The sequence below is a fragment of the Armatimonadota bacterium genome, from assembly GCA_016789105.1.
Lineage (GTDB): Bacteria > Armatimonadota > Fimbriimonadia > Fimbriimonadales > Fimbriimonadaceae > UphvI-Ar2.
The window spans coordinates 532,174-550,054 of sequence record JAEURN010000008.1 but is presented as its reverse complement, the minus strand read 5'-3'; the positions used below and the strand labels follow the sequence as shown (position 1 = coordinate 550,054).

Here is a 17,881-nt window from a genome sequence, read left to right as displayed (position 1 = left end):
AAAGGGTTTCGGGGCGGTTTTGGAAAGTTCGGGGATTAAGGGCCGGTCAGCAACGTATGGTTCCGTCTCCGGCCACAAGGGCCATGAGGGCTTTTCGGACGGCTTCTTGGTCGCCCGCTTCGCATAGATCCAACAGGTCGGCAATTTGCGGTTCCAACCTCTCCCAATCCGTCATGCCGGGGGACTTGAGCCGCAAGATCTTGCCGCCGTCCAGCCGTTCGAGATCCTCGCTTTCCCAACTCAGTTCCTCGTGGATCTTTTCTCCCGGCCTCGCCCCGATGAAGACCAAGTCGATATCTTTCCCCTCCTCCAACCCGTAAAGTCGGATCAAACCGCGGGCGACATCCACGATCTTGACGGGCTCACCCATATCGAGGATGAAAATTTCCCCGGCACCCCCGTGCGATCCGGCCTGGACGACAAGTTGTGCCGCTTCGGGAATCGTCATGAAAAACCGGGTCATGCGCTCGTCGGTGATCGTGATCGGCCCGCCTTTGGCGATTTGCCTTTTCAAAATCGGAATCAAACTCCCCCGGCTCCCCAGCACGTTGCCGAACCGGACGGCGGCAAATTGCGTCTCCGACCTCCCCGAAAGAGCCATCACAACCATTTCGGCCACTCGTTTGGTCGCCCCCATCACGTTGGTGGGGTTGACCGCTTTATCAGTTGAGATCAAGATAAATTTTTTGACGCCGTGGGCCATGGCGGCCTGGGCAACCGTGAGCGTGCCCAGAACATTGTTCCGCACGGCCTCGATGGGCACGCGCTCCATGAGCGGGACATGCTTGTGGGCGGCCGCATGGAACACGACATCGGGTTTGTGTTCAGCCATGATCCGGCCGATGGCTTGGGCATCCCTCACCCCGGCAATGATGGGCACGACATCGGCAACTCCCGTGTCGCGGAACTCTTGCTCGACTTCGAAAATCGAGTTTTCCCCTTTGCCCAGCAGGATCAGTTTTGCGGGCCGAAGGCTGGAAACCTGGCGGGCAAGTTCGCTGCCGATCGAACCGCCCCCGCCGGTGATGAGCACCGTTTTGCCTTCGATGTAGCCGGTAGCCCCAGACATATCGGTTTCGATGGCATCCCGGCGCAGGAGCTCCTCGGGCGCGACGTTGCGGAGCTGGGGCAACCCATACCCAGCTTCGGCGAGTTGCCGGCTGATGGCCGGCATCATCCTGATTTTCGCATTCAGCCCTTTGCACAGCCCCAAGATTCGGCTTTGTCCATCCCGGTCGAGGCTGGGAATGGCGATGATGACTTCTGTGGGTTGGTGGGCTTGGACAAGTTCGCCAAGCTGTTCGACCCGGCCGAGGACCGGGATCCCAAGCACGGTGCTGCCGATTTTCTGGGGATCGTCGTCCAGCAAGCCGGCGATCTCGGCATGGGGATGGCTTCGCCGCAGGTCTTGGATCAGCATCTCGGCGGCGGCGCCCGCGCCGATGACCAAAACCCGTTGCCCGCCCCCAGGTGCGGTGGGCACCGTAGTCGGCTCGGGCCGGTAGCGGACAAACCGCTCGCCCAGCAAACCGCAAAGGGCCAGAGCCGCCGTCAGCAGTCCGTAAGCGGCCGGGGTGTTATTCCGCAAGGCCACGGCGATCAGGGTGGAGGCCCCGAAAATGCCGAGGCCCAATCGTGTGACCAGCCGCCACTCGCCGGCCGCCGATGGGAACCGTCGCATCCGGTGGAATTCCAAGAACCGAAGGAACAGCCCGCCACAAACTGCGGCCAAGGCCCCCTGGGCAAGGTGCATCCGCCAAAACACCGGGTTTTGGCCCGTGAGCACCGAAGAGAGCCAAGCCCCGGCCAGCACCCACCCCAAGTCCAGCGCAAACCGCTGCACGGCCGGGCGTCCGGCCCATGTCTGTGGCGCCGGGCTCATTTTTTGAAGAGGGTGTTGATGAGCAGGGCGTTGGAGAGGACGGTCGTGACATCCGCCAATTTGAACCCTTTTGGTTCACCGACCATCACCACGTCGCCGGCTTGCAGAACCGGGTTCTGGGTGATGTCCCCGTCCTTCAAAAAGGCATCCAGTCGGTATTCCTCAACTTGGATCTTTCCATTTTGGTCTTTGCGGCCCAAGTAGACGCGGTGGTAGCTTCCCCGGGCATCAGGCCCGCCGCCTTCGCTGACCGCTTCGGCCAACCGGTATTCTCGGCCCTCTTTCATGGTGACGGTTTTTGGTTCCTTCACAAACCCGAGGATGGTCAACCGGTCTTCATTCCGTTGGACATAAACCGTGTCGCCGTCTTCCACGGGGAACGGGTTAACGAGTTTGCCATCTTGGGCGGGCGAGAGGTCGACCAAGTAAGCCTCGCCCTTGCGGATGACCAGCACATCGCGGAGAGAGCCATCGGGGTCCAGCCCGCCGGACCGTTGGATCGCGGCGAGAAGTTCGGTTCCTTTGCGCACCGTCCACAGCCCTGGCGTCTGGACGTCGCCGCCGACGCTGACTTTGATTTGTTCCGGCACCGCGACGATGACCGTGTCTCCGGCTTCGAGGGGGAACCGTTCATTTGGCGCAACTTCAAAGAGCGTTGCCCCCCGCCTCACCTGAACCGAGGTTGAGACTTCCCCAACGGCGGCTTCGTCGGTTCCCCCGGCTAATGCGACGGCTTGCAGGGCATCGGTACCCTCCCGGACCCGGAACTCGCCCGGGGCCTTGACTTTGCCGCTGACGTACACCCGGTATTTGGCGACTTCGGCAAGGGTGACCACGTCGTCGGGTTTCAGGCCGGTGGAACCAAATTCGCCGACCCCAGTCAGGATGCGGTCGAGGAAATCTTTGCCGGCAAGCTGGCCCTTCCGGAACAGCCGGACTTCATATTGATCCGCTTGCTCGGGGACGACGATCCCCGTCATCACCCGGCGTACATCCAATCCGTCTTGGAACTCCAAAGGCCCCGGGGCGGCGCCTGTGAGGCTGGTGACGAAGACAAAGCGCTTCTTTTGTTCCTTAACGACCAACGAGACGGTCGGCGATTTGAGTACCTTTTTGAAGGCATCGCGGATGAGCAGCCGGGCTTGTTCGACTGTTTTTCCCGCCACCACGACCCGGCCAAATCCGACGCCGGTGATTGCCCCGTCGTCGAGGACCGTGTACTCCCCGTTCAATTTCTCATCCTCAGCAACGACGACGCTGAGCTTGTCGCCCACATGGATCGTTGCCGGCGCGGGCACTTGGGACGCCAGGCACGCCAGGAGGAACGCCGAAAGGGCCGCCATATTTGCGAGGATACCAAAGGCCCCTTTCCACCGAGTCGCAGAGTTGCCGGCACCTGGGTAACTTATCCGCCATGGCGGTCAAAGTCGCGATCCTCGGCACGGGCAGCATCGGGTTGCGGCATTACCATTGTTTTTCCGGGCTTGACGGGGTAGAAGCCGTTGCCGTGCCGGCCCGGCCCGAGCGCGTTCGCGAACTCCGGGGGGATGGAGTGGAAGCGGCCGATGCTGTTCCTAGCGACGCCTCCGGTGTGGTCATTGCCACGGACACCGCCCGGCATTTGGCGGATTGGGCCCAATTTGCCGACCGCTTTTGCCTGGTAGAAAAGCCGCTGGCCGGAGATCCTTCCCCCGGCCTCGCCGAGCTGGTGCGCCAAACGCAGGGCCGGGCTTTCACCGCATGCGTGTTACGGTTTCATAAGACGTTGTCGGCGTTCAAGGACTTGATCGACGCCGGGCCCGACCGGCCCCAGGAAGTCTTTATCAAATGCCACAGCTTCTTGCCGGATTGGCGGCCAGGTCGGGATTACCGCACCCTGTATAGTGCCCAACCTGGGCAAGGGGGTGCCCTCCGTGAATTGATCCACGAGATCGACTATGCCGGCTGGATATTCGGCTGGCCCGAAACCGTGCACGGGCGGGTCGCCTCCACCGGCAAAATCGAGGTCGCTGATGAAGACCGCGCGGTTTTCCGCACAGAATCCCAAGGTGTGAAGGCCAGGTTCAACTTTAGTTTGAGCTCAAAAATCGGGGCGAGGCGGGCGACCGCCATATACGCGGGCGAAACGGTCACCGCCGACCTCATCCGCCAAGAGCTCGCGGTCGAGGGTCGGCCAGACCAAAACCAACGCTTTAACGAAGAGCTCGACGGCATGTACATCCGCCAGGCCGAGGCTTTTGTCCGCGCCATCCAGGGGGGCAACCCCGGCCCCTTGGCCACCGCCTGCGAAGGTCAGAAGGCGTTGGACGTGTGCCAGGCGGTACGCTTGAGCAGCCAGACCGGGCAGCCGGTCACCCTATGAGCTCTGTCCACCCTGTCCTCGCCGTTGTGCCCGCCCGGGGCGGGAGCAAGGGACTCCCCGGCAAGAACATCCGTCCGCTCGGCGACTTGCCTCTGATTGGCTATGCCATCAAATGCGCATTGAATTCGCCTAGCGTAGCAAAGGTGGTTTGCAGCACTGACAGCATGGAAATCGCCGATGTGGCGCGGGAAATGGGGGCCGAACTCCCATTCATGCGTCCGGCCGAACTTGCGTCCGACACCAGCGCGATGTGGCCCGTTGTCCGCCACGCCTTGGATTGCGCCTGTTCCCATTACGGAGTGGATTTCCAAAGCGTCTTGCTGTTGGACCCAACCAGCCCGGGCCGCACCCCAGAGGATGTCGAGACCGCGATCCGGTCGTTGGAGGCCGATCCTGGAGCGGATGCCGTTGTCGGGGTCAGCGAGCCCGAGTTCAACCCCATTTGGCATTGTGTTGTGGAATCCGGGGGCTATATGCGAGATTTGGTGCCAGAAGGCCGGACATACACCCGGAGGCAAGACCTGCCCAGCGTGTATCGCATCAATGCCAGCCTGTACCTGTGGCGGGCGGCGTTTGTGCGATCGGCGGAGAATTGGCGGGACGGAAAGTCTTTGCTCCACATCATCTCTGAATCCCGGGCGGTGCACGTCGACACGCCCGAAGACTTCGCCCACGCCGAGGAAGCGCTCGGCAAAGGGCTGATTTGGCAACCACCCCGATGAACATCCTCGACTCCATCAGGCTCGACGGGCGCACGGCATTGGTCACTGGGGGGGCTGGCCATATCGGCCGGATGTGCGCCGAAACCCTGGGCGGGCTGGGGGCAAACGTCATCCTCGCGGATTTGCCCGGCGGCAACCTGGAAGGCGTTGCGGCACAACTGGGGGCCATGCCCGCGCCGGTTGACCTTGCCGACCTCGATGCTGTGCGCAATTTGGCGGATCGGTTGCAAAGCGAACAAATCGAAATTTTGGTCCACACGGCCAGCTTGGTTGGCACCACCCGGATTCCGGGCTGGGCTGAAGAAATCCAAAATCAATCGGCCGAGATTTGGCCCAAGGCCTTGAACGTGGGGGTCGCCAGCGCCTTTGAACTTGCCCAGGGCCTCCGACCATCCATGGCGGCCAACGGACGCGGCTCGATCATCCTTTTTTCCAGCATTTATGGCCAGGTCGGGCCTGATTTCGGCCTGTATGAAGGCACTGGCATGGGCAACCCGGTCGGTTACGGGGTGGCCAAAGGTGGGTTGATCCAGCTTTGCCGCTACCTGACCACCACCTACACTCCGGAGATCCGCACAAACCTCATTAGCCCGGGCGGGGTGGCAAGGGGGCAACACCCTGACTTTGTGGCGAAATACAATTCCAAAACCCCGATGCGGCGCATGGCGACAGAAGCCGACCTCGCCGGGGCGGTCGCCTACTTTGCCACCGACCTGAGCCTTTATGTGTCTGGACAAGACCTTGCGGTCGACGGGGGGTTCACCGCGTGGTGAACAAGCGTTGCTTCATCATTGCCGAAGCGGGTGTGAACCACAACGGTTCGCTGCCCATGGCCTTGGATCTGGTGGATGCGGCAGCGGATTCCGGCGCCGATGCCGTCAAGTTCCAGACCTTCCGCGCCGAAGACTTGGTCACCGAAGACGCCCCCAAAGCCGAATACCAAAAACGGGCGACCGGCGAGCAGCAATCTCAGTTCCAAATGCTCAAGGATTTGGAACTGGATTGGCCGGCTTTCGAAACTATTGCCCACCGTTGCCGTGAACGGGGGATCCTCTTCATGTCCACGCCATTTGACGAAGGGTCGGCCGACATGTTGGAGCGGCTGGGGATGGGCGTGTTCAAAATACCAAGCGGCGAGCTCACCAACCACCCCCTCGTCCGGCATGTTGCAGCCAAGGGAAAACCCGTGATCCAAAGCACGGGCATGGCGACCTTGCGGGAGGTCGAAGAGGCGGTCGCGGTCATCCGCTCCACGGGGAACACCGATTTTCAACTGCTGCACTGCGTCAGCGACTACCCCGCAGACCCCAAAACCGTGAACCTGCGCGCCATGCAGACCATGCGGGAGCGGTTCCAGGTGCCGGTGGGCTTGAGCGACCACACGTTGGGCACGCACATCCCCATCGCGGCGGTGGCGATGGGGGCTTCTTGCATCGAAAAGCATTTCACGCTCGACAAATCCTTGCCGGGGCCAGACCACCAAGCCTCGCTAGACACCGCCGAGCTCGCACGGATGGTGGAGCAGATCCGCGATGTGGAATCGGCGTTCGGTAACGGAATCAAGGCACCGACTGAAGCCGAAATCCTAACCGCGTCGGTGGCCCGGAGGTCAGTTGTCGCGGCTCGGGATCTGCCCGCAGGACACCGGCTAGCCCCCGGTGATTTAGCCTTGCGCCGGCCGGGGACGGGAATCCCACCGTCCAATCTGCCGATGCTCCTAGGCAAAAAGGTGGTCAGGGCAGTTCCCCGGCTCAGCTTGCTGGCCCTGGAGGATCTGGAAGATTGAGGAAGATTGCCGTCGTCACCGTGGCGCGCAGCGACTACGGTCTCTACACCCCGATTTTCGACGAGATCCTCTCCCGCTCCGGCCTTGAACTCCAGATCATTGCTGCCGCTTCCCACCTGAGCACCCGGTTTGGCAAAACGGTGGATCAAATCCAGGCCGACGGCTATCCCCTTGCGGCAACGGTGGAGATGACGCAAGAGGACGATGGGCCAGAAGCGGTCAACCGCGCCACCGCGCTCGGGATAAACGGATTTAGCGCGGCCTATTCGCAACTCCGCCCCGATATCCTGTTGCTTTTGGGGGATCGGTACGAGATGCATGCGGCCGGGCTTGCCGCCGTCCCCCACTTACTGCCAGTCGCCCACATCCACGGGGGCGAAGAGTCGGAAGGAGCGATCGACAACGTCCTGCGGCATTCATTGACCAAGCTCAGCCACATCCACTTTGCCAGCACCGAGCTCCATGCCCAGCGGATCAGGCAGATGGGCGAGGCCGCGGAAAGGGTGTTTGTGACCGGAGCCCCAGGAATCGACCGGATCAAAAAGAGCCCTGTCCCCCCGTTCTCGGAATTGCTGGCCGCGCTCCCTTCGCCCCTTAGCCGACCCTACATTTTGGCGACGTTCCACCCGGTGACGACCGAGCCAGGGGAAGCCTATTTTCAGGCAACGGCGTTCTTGCGGGCGGTTTCAAAATCCGGAATGCCCACATTGCTCACCATGCCCAATGCCGATACCGGGGGGCTTGAGGTCCGCCGGGCCATTGCCGATTTCCGGGCAAAGCCTGGCGAGCTCGTCGCGGTGGAAAATCTTGGCGCGAGACTTTATTTGACAGCGATGGCCAACGCGTGTCTGGTTGCCGGAAACAGCAGCAGCGGAATCATCGAGGCGGCCAGCTTTGGCCTGCCGGTCGTCAACGTCGGCGATCGGCAAGCCGGGCGGGCAAGGTCAGGCAACGTTTTGGATTGTGGTGCGGGCGAAGCAAGCATTCTCGAAGCGATAACTGAAGCCCTTTCCGAAGGATTCTTGGCCCATTGCAAGAAAGTCCCAAACATTTATGGCGATGGGAATGCCGCCCGCCGCATAGTCGAAGTCCTAGAGGGCCTAGTGCTTACGCCGGGGTTTATTCGAAAGACGTTCCAGGATCAAGCAATATTAAGAGGGTAAATTGCGTCCAACTGACACCGGCGAGGTTTCCGGTTGCTGGATTTGGCGATAGTGCCGGCGGTGGCCGCCAGGACGAGGTAATAAGGAGGAAAAATGCCAAAAACAAAAGATATTGCCAAATACCTCTGCACTCCATCCGCTACCCTCCGCGACGTTTTGCGGGCGATCAACGAAAACAACTGCGGCGCCGTCTTTTTGACCGAGCCGGACGGTCGGTTGATCCGCGTGATCACCGATGGCGACATCCGGCGGGCCATCCTTTCTGGCTTTTCGCTCGAGTCCACCATCACCTGCATGGGCGAATCGTTTTCTGGCCGCCCCCCCACCTTTGCGGCCCAGGGCACGCCGGTTGCGCAAATCCGACAGATGATGGTTCGCGACACGGTGCGCCAAATCCCGCTTGTCGATGATGACTGCCGGGTTGTCGACGTCGTACTTTTGGATGACCTCCTTTTGAATACTGAACCTCCGGTAAACGCGGTGGTGATGGCCGGTGGATTCGGGTCGCGGCTCCGGCCGCTGACCGAAGACACGCCCAAGCCCATGCTGCCCGTCGGCGACCGCCCGTTATTGGAACGGATCATCGGCCAACTCTCCTCGGCCGGGATTTGCGGGGTGAGCGTCACAACCCACTTCATGCCGGAAGTGATCAAGCAGCACTTTGGCGACGGGAAGGACTTTGGGGTCAACATCAGCTATGTGCACGAAGAGACCCCGCTGGGGACGGCCGGAGCCCTGCGGATGATCGAGCGGCCCGCCGGACCGGCACTCGTGATCAACGGCGACATCCTGACCAACATCGACTTTCGGAACATGACGGCGTTCCACAACGAGCACGATGCAGATTTGACCCTTGCCGTCCGGGGATATGATGTTTATGTTCCTTACGGAGTGGTCGAAACCGAAGGGCCTTATCTCCGCAAGTTGGTGGAAAAGCCGACGTATACGCATTTCGTCAACGCTGGGATCTACCTTTTGAGCCCGGCAGCGTTCGACTATTTGGGAACCGACGGTCGTTTGGATATGACCCAGTTGGTCGAGCGCCTGGTCCGGGCTGGCCGCACAGTGGCCACGTTCCCGGTCGCGGAATATTGGTTGGACATCGGCCACATCGACGACTACAACCGCGCCCAGCGGGATGCGGCCGAGGGGCTGGTTTAGAACCCCGGATCGTGCTTAAATAGCCAAATGGATTGGAGTGGCCGCAAGGTGCTCGTCACGGGTGCCGGGGGTTTCATCGGCAGCCACTTGGCCGAAGAGCTGGTTCGCCAGGGTGCGGAAGTCACGGCGTTTGTGCATTACAACGGAGCCGGGCGGTGGGGATGGCTGGACGACAGTCCTCTCGCTTCCGAGATGCGGATCCACGCGGGCGACATCGCCGACAACGAATCGGTCAAAGAAGCGGTGCAAGGGCAAGACACCTTGTTCCACTTGGCGGCGCTGATCGCTATCCCTTACAGCTATTCCGCCCCGCGCAGCTACGTCCGCACCAATGTCGAAGGCACTTTGAATGTGCTGCAAGCCGCCCGCGAAGCCGGCACGCGCCGCGTGATCCACACAAGCACCAGCGAAACTTACGGTACGGCGATCACAGTCCCAATCGCCGAGACCCACCCGCTGCAGGGGCAATCCCCTTATTCGGCATCCAAGATCGGGGCCGACATGATGGCCGAAAGCTATCAGCGGTCTTTCGGCGTTCCCGTGGTGACTGTCCGGCCGTTCAACACGTTCGGCCCGCGCCAATCGGCCCGAGCAGTGATCCCCACCATCATTTCCCAACTGTGCAACGGCCCCGAAGTCAAGTTGGGTTCGCTCACCCCGACCCGGGATTTGAATTACGTGGCAAACACCGTTGAAGGGTTCCTGTCCGCCGCAGGGCCCGACGAAGTGGTGGGCGAAGTCGTCAATTTGGGCAGCAACCGGGAGATTTCCATCGGCGACTTGGCGGAGCTGATTGCCGAAACGATGGGCAAGCCGATTCAAATTGTCACCGATGGTCTGCGGGTTCGGCCGGGAAACTCAGAGGTCGAACGACTGCTGGCCGACAGTTCCAAAGCCAAGCGGCTCCTGGGATGGGAACCCCGGGTCAGCCTGGAGGAGGGGCTCGCCCAGACCATCGAGTGGGTTGTTGGCCACATCGGGCATTACCGTCCGGGGACTTATGCCGTCTGACCCGCCGTTCATCCCGCTCTGCGTGCCCCATCTGGCGGGCAACGAGTGGGTTTACATCAAAGAATGCCTGGACACCGGGTGGGTCAGCAGCGTAGGCAGCTATGTGACACGGTTCGAACAGGAATTCGCGGCCGCCGTGGGAACGCGGTTTGCTGTCGCCTGTTCCAACGGAACAACCGCCTTGCACACCGCGCTCATGGCCGCCGGTGTCAAGCCCGGCGATCGTGTCCTGGTTCCAGCGCTAACCTTTATCGCGAGTGCCAATGCGGTTTCCCATGCTGGCGCTGTCCCCATTTTTCTGGATGTCGATGAAGAGACCTGGCAATTGAATCCATGTTCGGTTGAAAGGTTTTTGACCGATGAATGCGAGATGGTGGGCGGGCAAACCGTAGAGCGGGCTACTGGCCAGCGGGTAGCCGCCATCATGCCCGTCCATATTTTGGGGATCTCGTGCGACATGGCCCCTATCTCCGCAATGGCGGAACGCCATGGGTTGAAGGTTGTGGAGGATGCGACCGAATCGCTGGGCGCCACGTGGCAAGGGCGACTCGTTGGGAGCATCGGCGATTGCGGTGTGTTCAGCTTTAATGGTAACAAACTCATCACAACTGGCGGAGGTGGGATGGTTTGCACAAATCACGAAGCTCTGGCCAAACAAGCCAAGCACCTCACGACTACGGCAAAAATCGAACCGGTCGAATTCATCCATGACGAGGTCGGATACAACTACCGATTGGTGAATGTTCTGGCGGCAATGGGCGTGGCGCAATTGGAACAGCTGCCGGCATTCCTGGCCAAAAAAGCCGAGATTGCCGACTGGTATGCCGAGTTGTTGGCCGACCTCCCAATAGAGCCCATGCCCGAGCCTGGCTACGGTACCGGGGCCAAGTGGCTTTACACAATCCGCATGCGGGGCCGGCATTGGCGCCCGGTTTGCACGTTTCTGGAATCCGCCGGGATTCAAACAAGACCCTTGTGGCAATGCCTGCACCGTTCGCCGGCCTATTCTCATTTGGCACCTCGGGATTGCCCGGTGGCGGATCAGCTCCAACGCGAATGCCTGAGCTTGCCCTGCTCGGTCGGCTTGACGCGCGCCGATGCCGCGCGGGTGGCGGCCCAACTCGGAGCCGCCCTGAAACAAGTAGAATAGCGGGCACCCCATTGCGGCGGCTCAACCCATGGCGACAAAGTATCCGGCAAGACGCGAAATCGACTACTCCAAGTACGACCGACCGGAAGACCAACTTGAAATCTATTACGGTTTGCCTCGGGAGATCAAGTTCTGCAAGAAGTGCGTCATATCCAACCAGCGGCCAAACTCGGCGGTCGAGTTCAAACACACACGCGACAGCAAAAAAGCCACGATCAACTTTGACGAAAACGGGGTCTGCGACGCCTGCCGGTTGGCAGAACAAAAGCACGACGGCCGGATCGACTGGGCCGAACGGGAACGCGAGCTCGTGGACCTGTGCGACCGGTTCCGCAAGACTGACGGCTCCTATGACTGTCTGGTGCCCGGCTCCGGCGGCAAAGACAGCTTTTATGCCGCCCACATCCTAAAAGAAAAATATGGGATGCACCCGCTGACGGTGACTTGGGCCCCCCACGTCTACACGGAATGGGGCTGGCGCAACTTCCAGCGGTGGATCCATGCCGGGTTCGACAACTACTTGTGCACCCCCAACGGCCGGGCCCACCGCTTGCTGACCCGCTTGGCCGTGGAAAACCTGTTCCACCCGTTCCAACCTTTCATTTTCGGGCAAAAGTTGTTGGCCCCCAAAATGGCGGCCTTGTTCAACTTGCCGCTGGTTTTTTACGGTGAAAACGAGGCTGAATACGGCAACCCGATCGCCGACACCTCAAGCGCCAAGCGCGACTACGCCTATTTTGCCGAGCAAGACAACTCGCAAATCTTCATCGGCGGCACCAGCGTGCAAGACTTGATCGATCACTTTGGCTTTGAACAAGCCGACCTGAACCCCTATCTCCCGGCTGACCCCGATGAGCTTGAACGCAAGAAGATTGAAGTCCACTACACCGGCTACTATCTAAAGTGGCACCCCCAAAGCTGCTACTACTACAGCGTTGAGCATGGAGGGTTTGAAGCGAGTCCCGAGCGAACCCCTGGCACCTATAGCAAATACAACTCGATCGACGACCGGATCGACGACTACCACTACTACACCACCTACATCAAATTTGGGATCGGGCGGGCCACATACGATGCCGCCCAAGAGATCCGGTCTCAAGACATCGAGCGGGAGGAAGGCATCGCCTTGGTCAAAAAGTATGACGGCGAATGGCCGGAAAGGTTTGCCGACGAGATCTTCCGCTACCTCAGCATTCCGGAAAAAGAATTCCCGGAAGCCAGCCAGATGTTCGAACAACCGATCATGGATCGGGAATATTTCGACAACTTGGCCGACTCGTTCCGGTCGCCGCACTTGTGGAAGCGAGAAAACGGCGTTTGGAAACTGAGGAACACCGTCTTTGAGGCCGAGGCCTTGCCGGCCCACTACGCTTGAACCGGAAATGCGCGACGTCCGTGTGATTGCGCGGCTCGACATCAAGAGCCCGAACCTGATCAAAGGCATCCGGCTGGAGGGCCTGCGCAAGTTGGGCGACCCCCAAGAGTTCGTCGAAGACTACTACCGGCAAGGAATCGACGAGATTTGTTACATGGATATCGTCGCCAGCCTATATAACCGCAATTCTTTGGAAGACCTCCTGCAAAAGACCGCCGGCAACATCTTTGTGCCGCTCACCGTCGGCGGCGGGATCAGGAGTGCTGATGACGCCGCCAAGCTCCTGCATTCAGGGGCGGATAAGGTCGCCATCAACACGGCGGCGACCAAGAATCCGGATTTGATCCGCGAAGTCAGTGAACGATTTGGAACGCAGTGCATGGTGCTTTCCATCGAGGCCAAATCGGCTGGGGAAGGCAAATGGGAAGCCTTCACCGACAATGGGCGGGAGCACACGGGTCGCGACGTGGTGGAATGGGTTTGCGAAGCGGTCGAACTCGGTGTGGGGGAAATCCTGCTGACTTCAGTCGACAACGAAGGCACACAGCAAGGCTTTGATGTCGAATTGTGCCGGGCGGTGACGAGCCGGGTGGAAGTGCCGGTGATCCTGAGCGGGGGCATGGGCACTCTGGAGCACGCCCAGCAGGCCGTCCGGTTGGGCGGTGCCGATGCCGTGGCGGTGGCCCACGCCCTCCATTACAAATCATTTTCGGTCGCCGAAATCAAAACAGCCGTCCGAGAGGCCCAATCATGAAAGCCACCCTTGTCAACTATGGGACAGGCAACCTGTTCAGCGTGCACAATGCGCTCAAGGCGTGTGGGGCGGATGTCACCGTGGCCGCCCACCCCGACGAAGCGGAAAACGCCGACCGCCTAATCGTGCCCGGAGTGGGGGCCTTTGGCAATTGCATCACGGAGTTGAACCGCCTCCACTTCCGCGAGACCGTGCAGGGGTTCATCCAAACGGGCCGGCCATTCCTTGGGATCTGCGTCGGGATGCAAATGCTGATGGACAAGAGCTTTGAGTTTGGCGAACATGGCGGCCTCGGCATCATCCCCGGGGTTGTGCAAGAGATCCCGGGCCGCACTGACCAAGGGACTGTTCGCAAGCGCCCCCACATTGGTTGGGCTCCATTGCGCCAGACCAACCCCTGGGAAGGCTCAATTCTGGAGGGAAGCAACCCCTCGGCCCAGTTCTATTTCGTCCACAGTTTCAGTGTGATTCCCAACGATCCTGGGCACGTTTTGGCAGAGTGCGACTATGACGGGTACCCGGTGGTGGCCGCCGTGCGGAAGGACAATGTGTTTGGCACCCAATTCCACCCCGAAAAGAGCGGTGAAGCCGGTTTGACGGTCATCCGCTCGTTCTTGGCCCTGTAAACTCACCTGATGGCCACCACCGCGACGCCCAGTCCACCGCGCCGCTGGGTGGTTTCGCATTCCCAACTGGCGGTTGCCATGGCCAGCCTGTTGTTCATCGTGCTTTCCCAGGTTCGGGGTCTCCACTTGTTCAACGGCGATGACACCGATGGATTCTTTTCCCAAATCAAATACGTTTCCATCCTTTTGGCAACCGGAAAGCTGAACATTCTCGCGGAGCCCGTTTTGGGAGTGCATTTCTTGCGGTTCGCCATCGTTTCGCCTTGGTATTTCTCTTGGCTGCAAGGCATGCCCTCCTGGTTCGAGGCGGTGTTGATGGCGCCGGTATTGTTGACGGTGGCCACGGCCAGGTTCCACGGCCGGATCCATTTGATCCAGTTGGTGGTTTTTTTGCTTCCGTTTGCCCTGAGTTATCGAACGGTTCTCGTGATCGTCGGCATTGCCAACCTGTATATCTATCTCTTTTCTGACAACCGCCGAGGTTGGCAGTTTTATGTCAGCGCCGCAATGAGTTTTCTGTCTTCGGGGGTGGCCTTAGCGTGGTTCATGATCGTCTTGATGAACCTGCAAGCCGTGAAGAAAATGCGGATCGGCCTGTACATGTCGCTTGCATTGGGATTTGCAGGCTTGGTCGCGGCGGTCAAGAACAAGCTGGGGTTTTTCGGCAGCGGAACGGCCGACTACGCCAAGGGGACCGGGTTGAGTGCCGCATTAGAACGCAACACGATCTTGGTCAGCTACATGGTGAACGACAAGATGCGGTTCTTCCTCTACATCGGGATTTTAGCTTTGGTCGTTTGGTTTTTGGTGGCCCTGAACAGCCTGGGTCGGCCGGCCCGCCCGCTGATGTGGTTCTTTTCTGCGGCGGCGGTCGCCTTTTTGTTTGAAGGGCTAGGCGCGATCGCCTTTTTGATGCCGGTGCTTTGGTGCCTTGCCGGGTGCGCCGTCCTGCCCGAAACTGGACCTGCGGAGCCTGAACCAGCATGACGGTTCCAGCCGCGCCGGCGGGCAAACCCCGAATTGAAAGCGTGGACGCGCTGAGGGGGATGCTTGCTTGCGGCATCATGCTGTTCCACACGACTGGCTGGACCGGCATCTTGCAAGACGGGCTCTTCCAGCATTTTTGGAACTGGCTGGGAATCTATGGGGTCGAGATGTTCTTTGTCATCTCGGGGTTCTCCATGGCTTATGTCTATAGTGGCAAGCCGCTTTTGACCGCCATCGGCCTCAAAGACTTTTATTGGAAACGGTTCATGCGGCTCTGGCCGCTGTATGTTGCGGCGTTCGCCGTAGCGACGGCATTCCGGATGCTCACCCACGACATGGAAGGGGTCAATTGGCGGAACGCGCTGCTCCATACCAGCCTCTTGTTCGGGTTCATTGATCCCAGCATCAAGGGGATCATCGGGGGGTGGTCGATCGGCGTTGAGGTGGTGTGTTATGCCGCGTTCCCGTTGCTTATGGGTGCCATGGGTCGGCCGTGGCCGCGGATGGCGGCCGTATCCGTGTTAGCGACCGGATCGGTGGCGTGGACGGCCTGGCAGTTGGATTCCCGCGCCCTGCTGGCTCCACAGTGGGCGGAATACGTCAGTCCCGTGAACCACCTGTTTTTGTTCGCGGTGGGGATGTACTTGGCGGTGCATTTCCAGTGCCACCAGCCAGCACGCCCGGCATGGGTCTCGCGGGCTGGACTCGCGGTGCTGTTGGCCATAGCGGTCTGTTCGCCCCTTGCCGCCACCGACACGGCCACCGTCACCGGGGTTGGCCGGTTGGTTTTCGTGCTTTTGGCCGCATGGATGGCCTGGATCAGCATTGCCCAAGTGGAAACGCCCAAACCGTTCGACCGGGTTTTTAACCCTATTGGGCTGTGGAGCTACAGCATTTACCTGCTCCACCCCTTTGCCTTCCAAGCCCTCAAATTGGTCGGGCTAGGCAACTTCCCTGCCGTGCATGCGGTTTTGACCATTGCAGGAACGCTTGGCCTCTCGGCCCTAAGTTACAAGTTCCTTGAAAGGCCGAGCGTTGAATGGGCCCGCCGAAAATCGGCCGAGTGGTTCGCCCCGGGCGTTCAAACCGTCGCGATCAGCGACTCTTCGTCCAGGTGAGGTGAGAGTTCCTCCCGGTCGATGAAAAGCCGGAACCAGATTTCTAACGCCAAGAGCAAGCGGATCTGCCGGGTGTGGTCAACCTGCCCGGACTCGTGCTCCTCCAACAAACGGTTGACAACTTCAGGTTCAAACAATCCCCGCTCCAAGAACCGATCCGAGTGAAGCAGCCCGCGCGTGAACCCGGCCAAAACATCTTTGAACCATTCTCCGATCGGCACGGTGAACATCCGCTTGGGCCGGTAGGTGAGTTCATCGCCAAGCAATGGGGCCACCGCCATTTTGTAGGCATACCGGGTGACTTCGCCGCGGACTTTAAGGTCGCCCGGGACGGAGAGCGCGAACTCCGCCAGATGCTTATCCAAATAGGGGTCACGCGCTTCCAGAGAAACCGCCATGGCCATTCGATCCGGCTTCACCAAGTTGTTCCCGGGGAGCAGAAGGGCAACATCTAGCCACAACGCTTGATTGACCCGATCGAACTGGGGCACCTTCTTAAGCCAGCTTTCTGTGACCGAGCAGGAATCGAGCCCCACGACGCGGTCCGATTGAGAAGACGTGTAGATGGCGCGCTTTTCGCCCTCATCGAAGAGCGTGATGTGCCGGTGATAGGCGTCACAAAAATTCTTGGTCGATTGGTTGAAACCATGTTTTTCAAAATAACTTGAATATTTTGTATAGCCGCCAAACAGTTCGTCGCCGCCGTCCCCGGTGAGCACCATTTTCACATGTTGGACGGCTAGTTCGCTCAACCGCATGGTGGGCAAAAAGCTGACATCGCTGTGGGGCTGGTCGCAATGATAGACGGCACGAACCCATTTGTGGACAATTTCCGGCCCCACGAATTCCAAGCGGTGGTCGGTTCCAAACCGGGCCGCCGCCATTTTCCCCCACTCCGATTCGTCAAATCTTTCATCGTGAAAACCTATAGAAAACGTCTTAACTGGTTCGTCCGTGAAGCGGCCCATCAGCCCGACCACCGTACTAGAATCCAAGCCCCCGCTGAGGAAGGCCCCAAAGGGGACATCCGCGCGCATGCGGAGCCGCACAGATTCTTCGAGCAGGCTCAAGAACTGTTCGGCAAAATCACTTTCACCAATCGGGACGGGTTCGGTGTCGGCCGGGTGCCACCATTGGGCGAGCTCGGTTCCCCGTTGCGAAACAGTTGCCATCCACCCCGGCATTAAATGTCTGATTCCAGCAAAGAGTGTGTAGGGTGGAGGAACAAAACCATAACTTAAAAAGTGATGGAGAGCTTCGTGGTCAACCGACCTTGGCACCCCGGCCGCCAAGATTGCCTTGATCTCGCTGGCAAAATAGGTTCGTCCACCCTGGTCGCAAAGGAACAGGGGTTTGACTCCCAGGGCATCCCGGAACAAATGCAACTCCTTCGACCTGGCGTCCCAAATGGCGATCCCAAACATGCCGGTCAGGCGGGAGACAAAGGATTTTCCCCACGTCAGGTAGCCGTGCAGCAGCACTTCGGTATCGCTTTCAGTCTCGAACCGGCAACCCTTCCCAATCAGCTCGTCGCGAAGTTCGATGTAGTTGTAGATTTCGCCGTTTTGGACGAGGGCGACTTGGCCGTCCGCCGAAACGACCGGCTGGTGGCCCGATTCCAAGTCAATGATCGAAAGGCGCATGTTGCCGATGGCCGCAAAGCCGGATTCAAAGACGCCGTGGTCATCGGGGCCGCGGTGCCATTGGCAAAACCCCATGGTCGAACAGAGCCCTTCTGGTGCCGACCCTGAGTGGTCGAAAAAGCCTTGGATGCCGCACATCGC

General features: G+C 59.9%; 16 protein-coding genes. 13 read left to right on the top strand and 3 right to left on the bottom strand.

What is annotated here, in order from left to right:
• Positions 1-46: 46 nt before the first annotated feature.
• Both JNM28_11205 and JNM28_11200 read right to left on the bottom strand, forming a co-directional pair.
• Positions 47-1,882, bottom strand: a complete 1,836-nt coding sequence (locus JNM28_11205; GenBank protein MBL8069007.1) for a polysaccharide biosynthesis protein — start codon at positions 1,880-1,882, stop codon at positions 47-49.
• Complete coding sequence (locus JNM28_11200; GenBank protein ID MBL8069006.1) at positions 1,879-3,225, bottom strand: SLBB domain-containing protein; 1,347 nt, start codon at positions 3,223-3,225, stop codon at positions 1,879-1,881. The genes JNM28_11205 and JNM28_11200 overlap by 4 nt, the downstream gene beginning before the upstream one ends.
• A gap of 71 nt (positions 3,226-3,296) precedes the next feature.
• Between JNM28_11200 and JNM28_11195 the strand changes: the two genes are divergently transcribed.
• The 13 genes from JNM28_11195 to JNM28_11135 all read left to right on the top strand — a co-directional run bounded on the left by JNM28_11195 (position 3,297) and on the right by JNM28_11135 (position 16,097).
• A complete protein-coding gene (locus tag JNM28_11195; GenBank protein ID MBL8069005.1) occupies positions 3,297-4,244 on the top strand; it encodes a Gfo/Idh/MocA family oxidoreductase in 948 nt (315 codons plus the stop codon).
• Positions 4,241-4,966 (top strand): acylneuraminate cytidylyltransferase family protein, encoded by a 726-nt coding sequence (locus JNM28_11190; GenBank protein ID MBL8069004.1) that lies wholly within the window; start codon positions 4,241-4,243, stop codon positions 4,964-4,966. The genes JNM28_11195 and JNM28_11190 overlap by 4 nt, the downstream gene beginning before the upstream one ends.
• Positions 4,963-5,739 (top strand): SDR family oxidoreductase, encoded by a 777-nt coding sequence (locus JNM28_11185; protein MBL8069003.1) that lies wholly within the window; start codon positions 4,963-4,965, stop codon positions 5,737-5,739. Before JNM28_11190 ends, JNM28_11185 begins: the two co-directional genes overlap by 4 nt.
• Positions 5,736-6,752 carry an N-acetylneuraminate synthase gene (neuB, locus tag JNM28_11180; GenBank protein MBL8069002.1) on the top strand — a complete coding sequence of 339 codons (1,017 nt, stop codon included), beginning with the start codon at positions 5,736-5,738 and terminating at the stop codon, positions 6,750-6,752. The genes JNM28_11185 and neuB overlap by 4 nt, the downstream gene beginning before the upstream one ends.
• Complete coding sequence (gene neuC, locus JNM28_11175) at positions 6,749-7,915, top strand: UDP-N-acetylglucosamine 2-epimerase (hydrolyzing) (GenBank protein MBL8069001.1); 1,167 nt, start codon at positions 6,749-6,751, stop codon at positions 7,913-7,915. Before neuB ends, neuC begins: the two co-directional genes overlap by 4 nt.
• A 93-nt stretch (positions 7,916-8,008) precedes the next feature.
• Complete coding sequence (locus JNM28_11170) at positions 8,009-9,076, top strand: nucleotidyltransferase family protein (protein ID MBL8069000.1); 1,068 nt, start codon at positions 8,009-8,011, stop codon at positions 9,074-9,076.
• A 27-nt stretch (positions 9,077-9,103) separates the two neighbouring features.
• Positions 9,104-10,087: an SDR family NAD(P)-dependent oxidoreductase gene (locus tag JNM28_11165; GenBank protein ID MBL8068999.1), complete on the top strand. Its 984-nt coding sequence runs from the start codon at positions 9,104-9,106 to the stop codon at positions 10,085-10,087.
• Positions 10,077-11,237, top strand: coding sequence for a LegC family aminotransferase (locus JNM28_11160; GenBank protein ID MBL8068998.1), 1,161 nt, complete (start codon positions 10,077-10,079; stop codon positions 11,235-11,237). Before JNM28_11165 ends, JNM28_11160 begins: the two co-directional genes overlap by 11 nt.
• A gap of 28 nt (positions 11,238-11,265) precedes the next feature.
• Positions 11,266-12,612, top strand: a complete 1,347-nt coding sequence (locus JNM28_11155; GenBank protein MBL8068997.1) for an N-acetyl sugar amidotransferase — start codon at positions 11,266-11,268, stop codon at positions 12,610-12,612.
• 7 nt (positions 12,613-12,619) lie between these two features.
• Positions 12,620-13,366, top strand: a complete 747-nt coding sequence (hisF, locus tag JNM28_11150; GenBank protein MBL8068996.1) for an imidazole glycerol phosphate synthase subunit HisF — start codon at positions 12,620-12,622, stop codon at positions 13,364-13,366.
• On the top strand, positions 13,363-13,992 hold the full coding sequence (gene hisH, locus JNM28_11145; GenBank protein MBL8068995.1) for an imidazole glycerol phosphate synthase subunit HisH: 630 nt from the start codon (positions 13,363-13,365) through the stop codon (positions 13,990-13,992). Before hisF ends, hisH begins: the two co-directional genes overlap by 4 nt.
• Before the next feature lie 9 nt (positions 13,993-14,001).
• A complete protein-coding gene (locus tag JNM28_11140; protein MBL8068994.1) occupies positions 14,002-14,979 on the top strand; it encodes a hypothetical protein in 978 nt (325 codons plus the stop codon).
• Positions 14,976-16,097 (top strand): acyltransferase, encoded by a 1,122-nt coding sequence (locus JNM28_11135; protein MBL8068993.1) that lies wholly within the window; start codon positions 14,976-14,978, stop codon positions 16,095-16,097. The genes JNM28_11140 and JNM28_11135 overlap by 4 nt, the downstream gene beginning before the upstream one ends.
• Here JNM28_11135 and asnB read toward each other — a convergent pair.
• On the bottom strand, positions 16,061-17,878 hold the full coding sequence (gene asnB / locus JNM28_11130) for an asparagine synthase (glutamine-hydrolyzing) (protein ID MBL8068992.1): 1,818 nt from the start codon (positions 17,876-17,878) through the stop codon (positions 16,061-16,063). The genes JNM28_11135 and asnB overlap by 37 nt on opposite strands.
• Positions 17,879-17,881: the final 3 nt, after the last annotated feature.

Coding starts and splice junctions, on each gene's coding strand:
- JNM28_11205 (MBL8069007.1), bottom strand. CDS start 1,882: ATGAGCCCGGCGCCACAGACATGGGCCGGACGCCCGGCCGTGCAGCGG.
- JNM28_11200 (MBL8069006.1), bottom strand. CDS start 3,225: ATGGCGGCCCTTTCGGCGTTCCTCCTGGCGTGCCTGGCGTCCCAAGTG.
- JNM28_11195 (MBL8069005.1), top strand. CDS start 3,297: ATGGCGGTCAAAGTCGCGATCCTCGGCACGGGCAGCATCGGGTTGCGG.
- JNM28_11190 (MBL8069004.1), top strand. CDS start 4,241: ATGAGCTCTGTCCACCCTGTCCTCGCCGTTGTGCCCGCCCGGGGCGGG.
- JNM28_11185 (MBL8069003.1), top strand. CDS start 4,963: ATGAACATCCTCGACTCCATCAGGCTCGACGGGCGCACGGCATTGGTC.
- JNM28_11170 (MBL8069000.1), top strand. CDS start 8,009: ATGCCAAAAACAAAAGATATTGCCAAATACCTCTGCACTCCATCCGCT.
- JNM28_11165 (MBL8068999.1), top strand. CDS start 9,104: ATGGATTGGAGTGGCCGCAAGGTGCTCGTCACGGGTGCCGGGGGTTTC.
- JNM28_11160 (MBL8068998.1), top strand. CDS start 10,077: ATGCCGTCTGACCCGCCGTTCATCCCGCTCTGCGTGCCCCATCTGGCG.
- JNM28_11155 (MBL8068997.1), top strand. CDS start 11,266: ATGGCGACAAAGTATCCGGCAAGACGCGAAATCGACTACTCCAAGTAC.
- hisF (MBL8068996.1), top strand. CDS start 12,620: ATGCGCGACGTCCGTGTGATTGCGCGGCTCGACATCAAGAGCCCGAAC.
- hisH (MBL8068995.1), top strand. CDS start 13,363: ATGAAAGCCACCCTTGTCAACTATGGGACAGGCAACCTGTTCAGCGTG.
- JNM28_11140 (MBL8068994.1), top strand. CDS start 14,002: ATGGCCACCACCGCGACGCCCAGTCCACCGCGCCGCTGGGTGGTTTCG.
- JNM28_11135 (MBL8068993.1), top strand. CDS start 14,976: ATGACGGTTCCAGCCGCGCCGGCGGGCAAACCCCGAATTGAAAGCGTG.
- asnB (MBL8068992.1), bottom strand. CDS start 17,878: ATGTGCGGCATCCAAGGCTTTTTCGACCACTCAGGGTCGGCACCAGAA.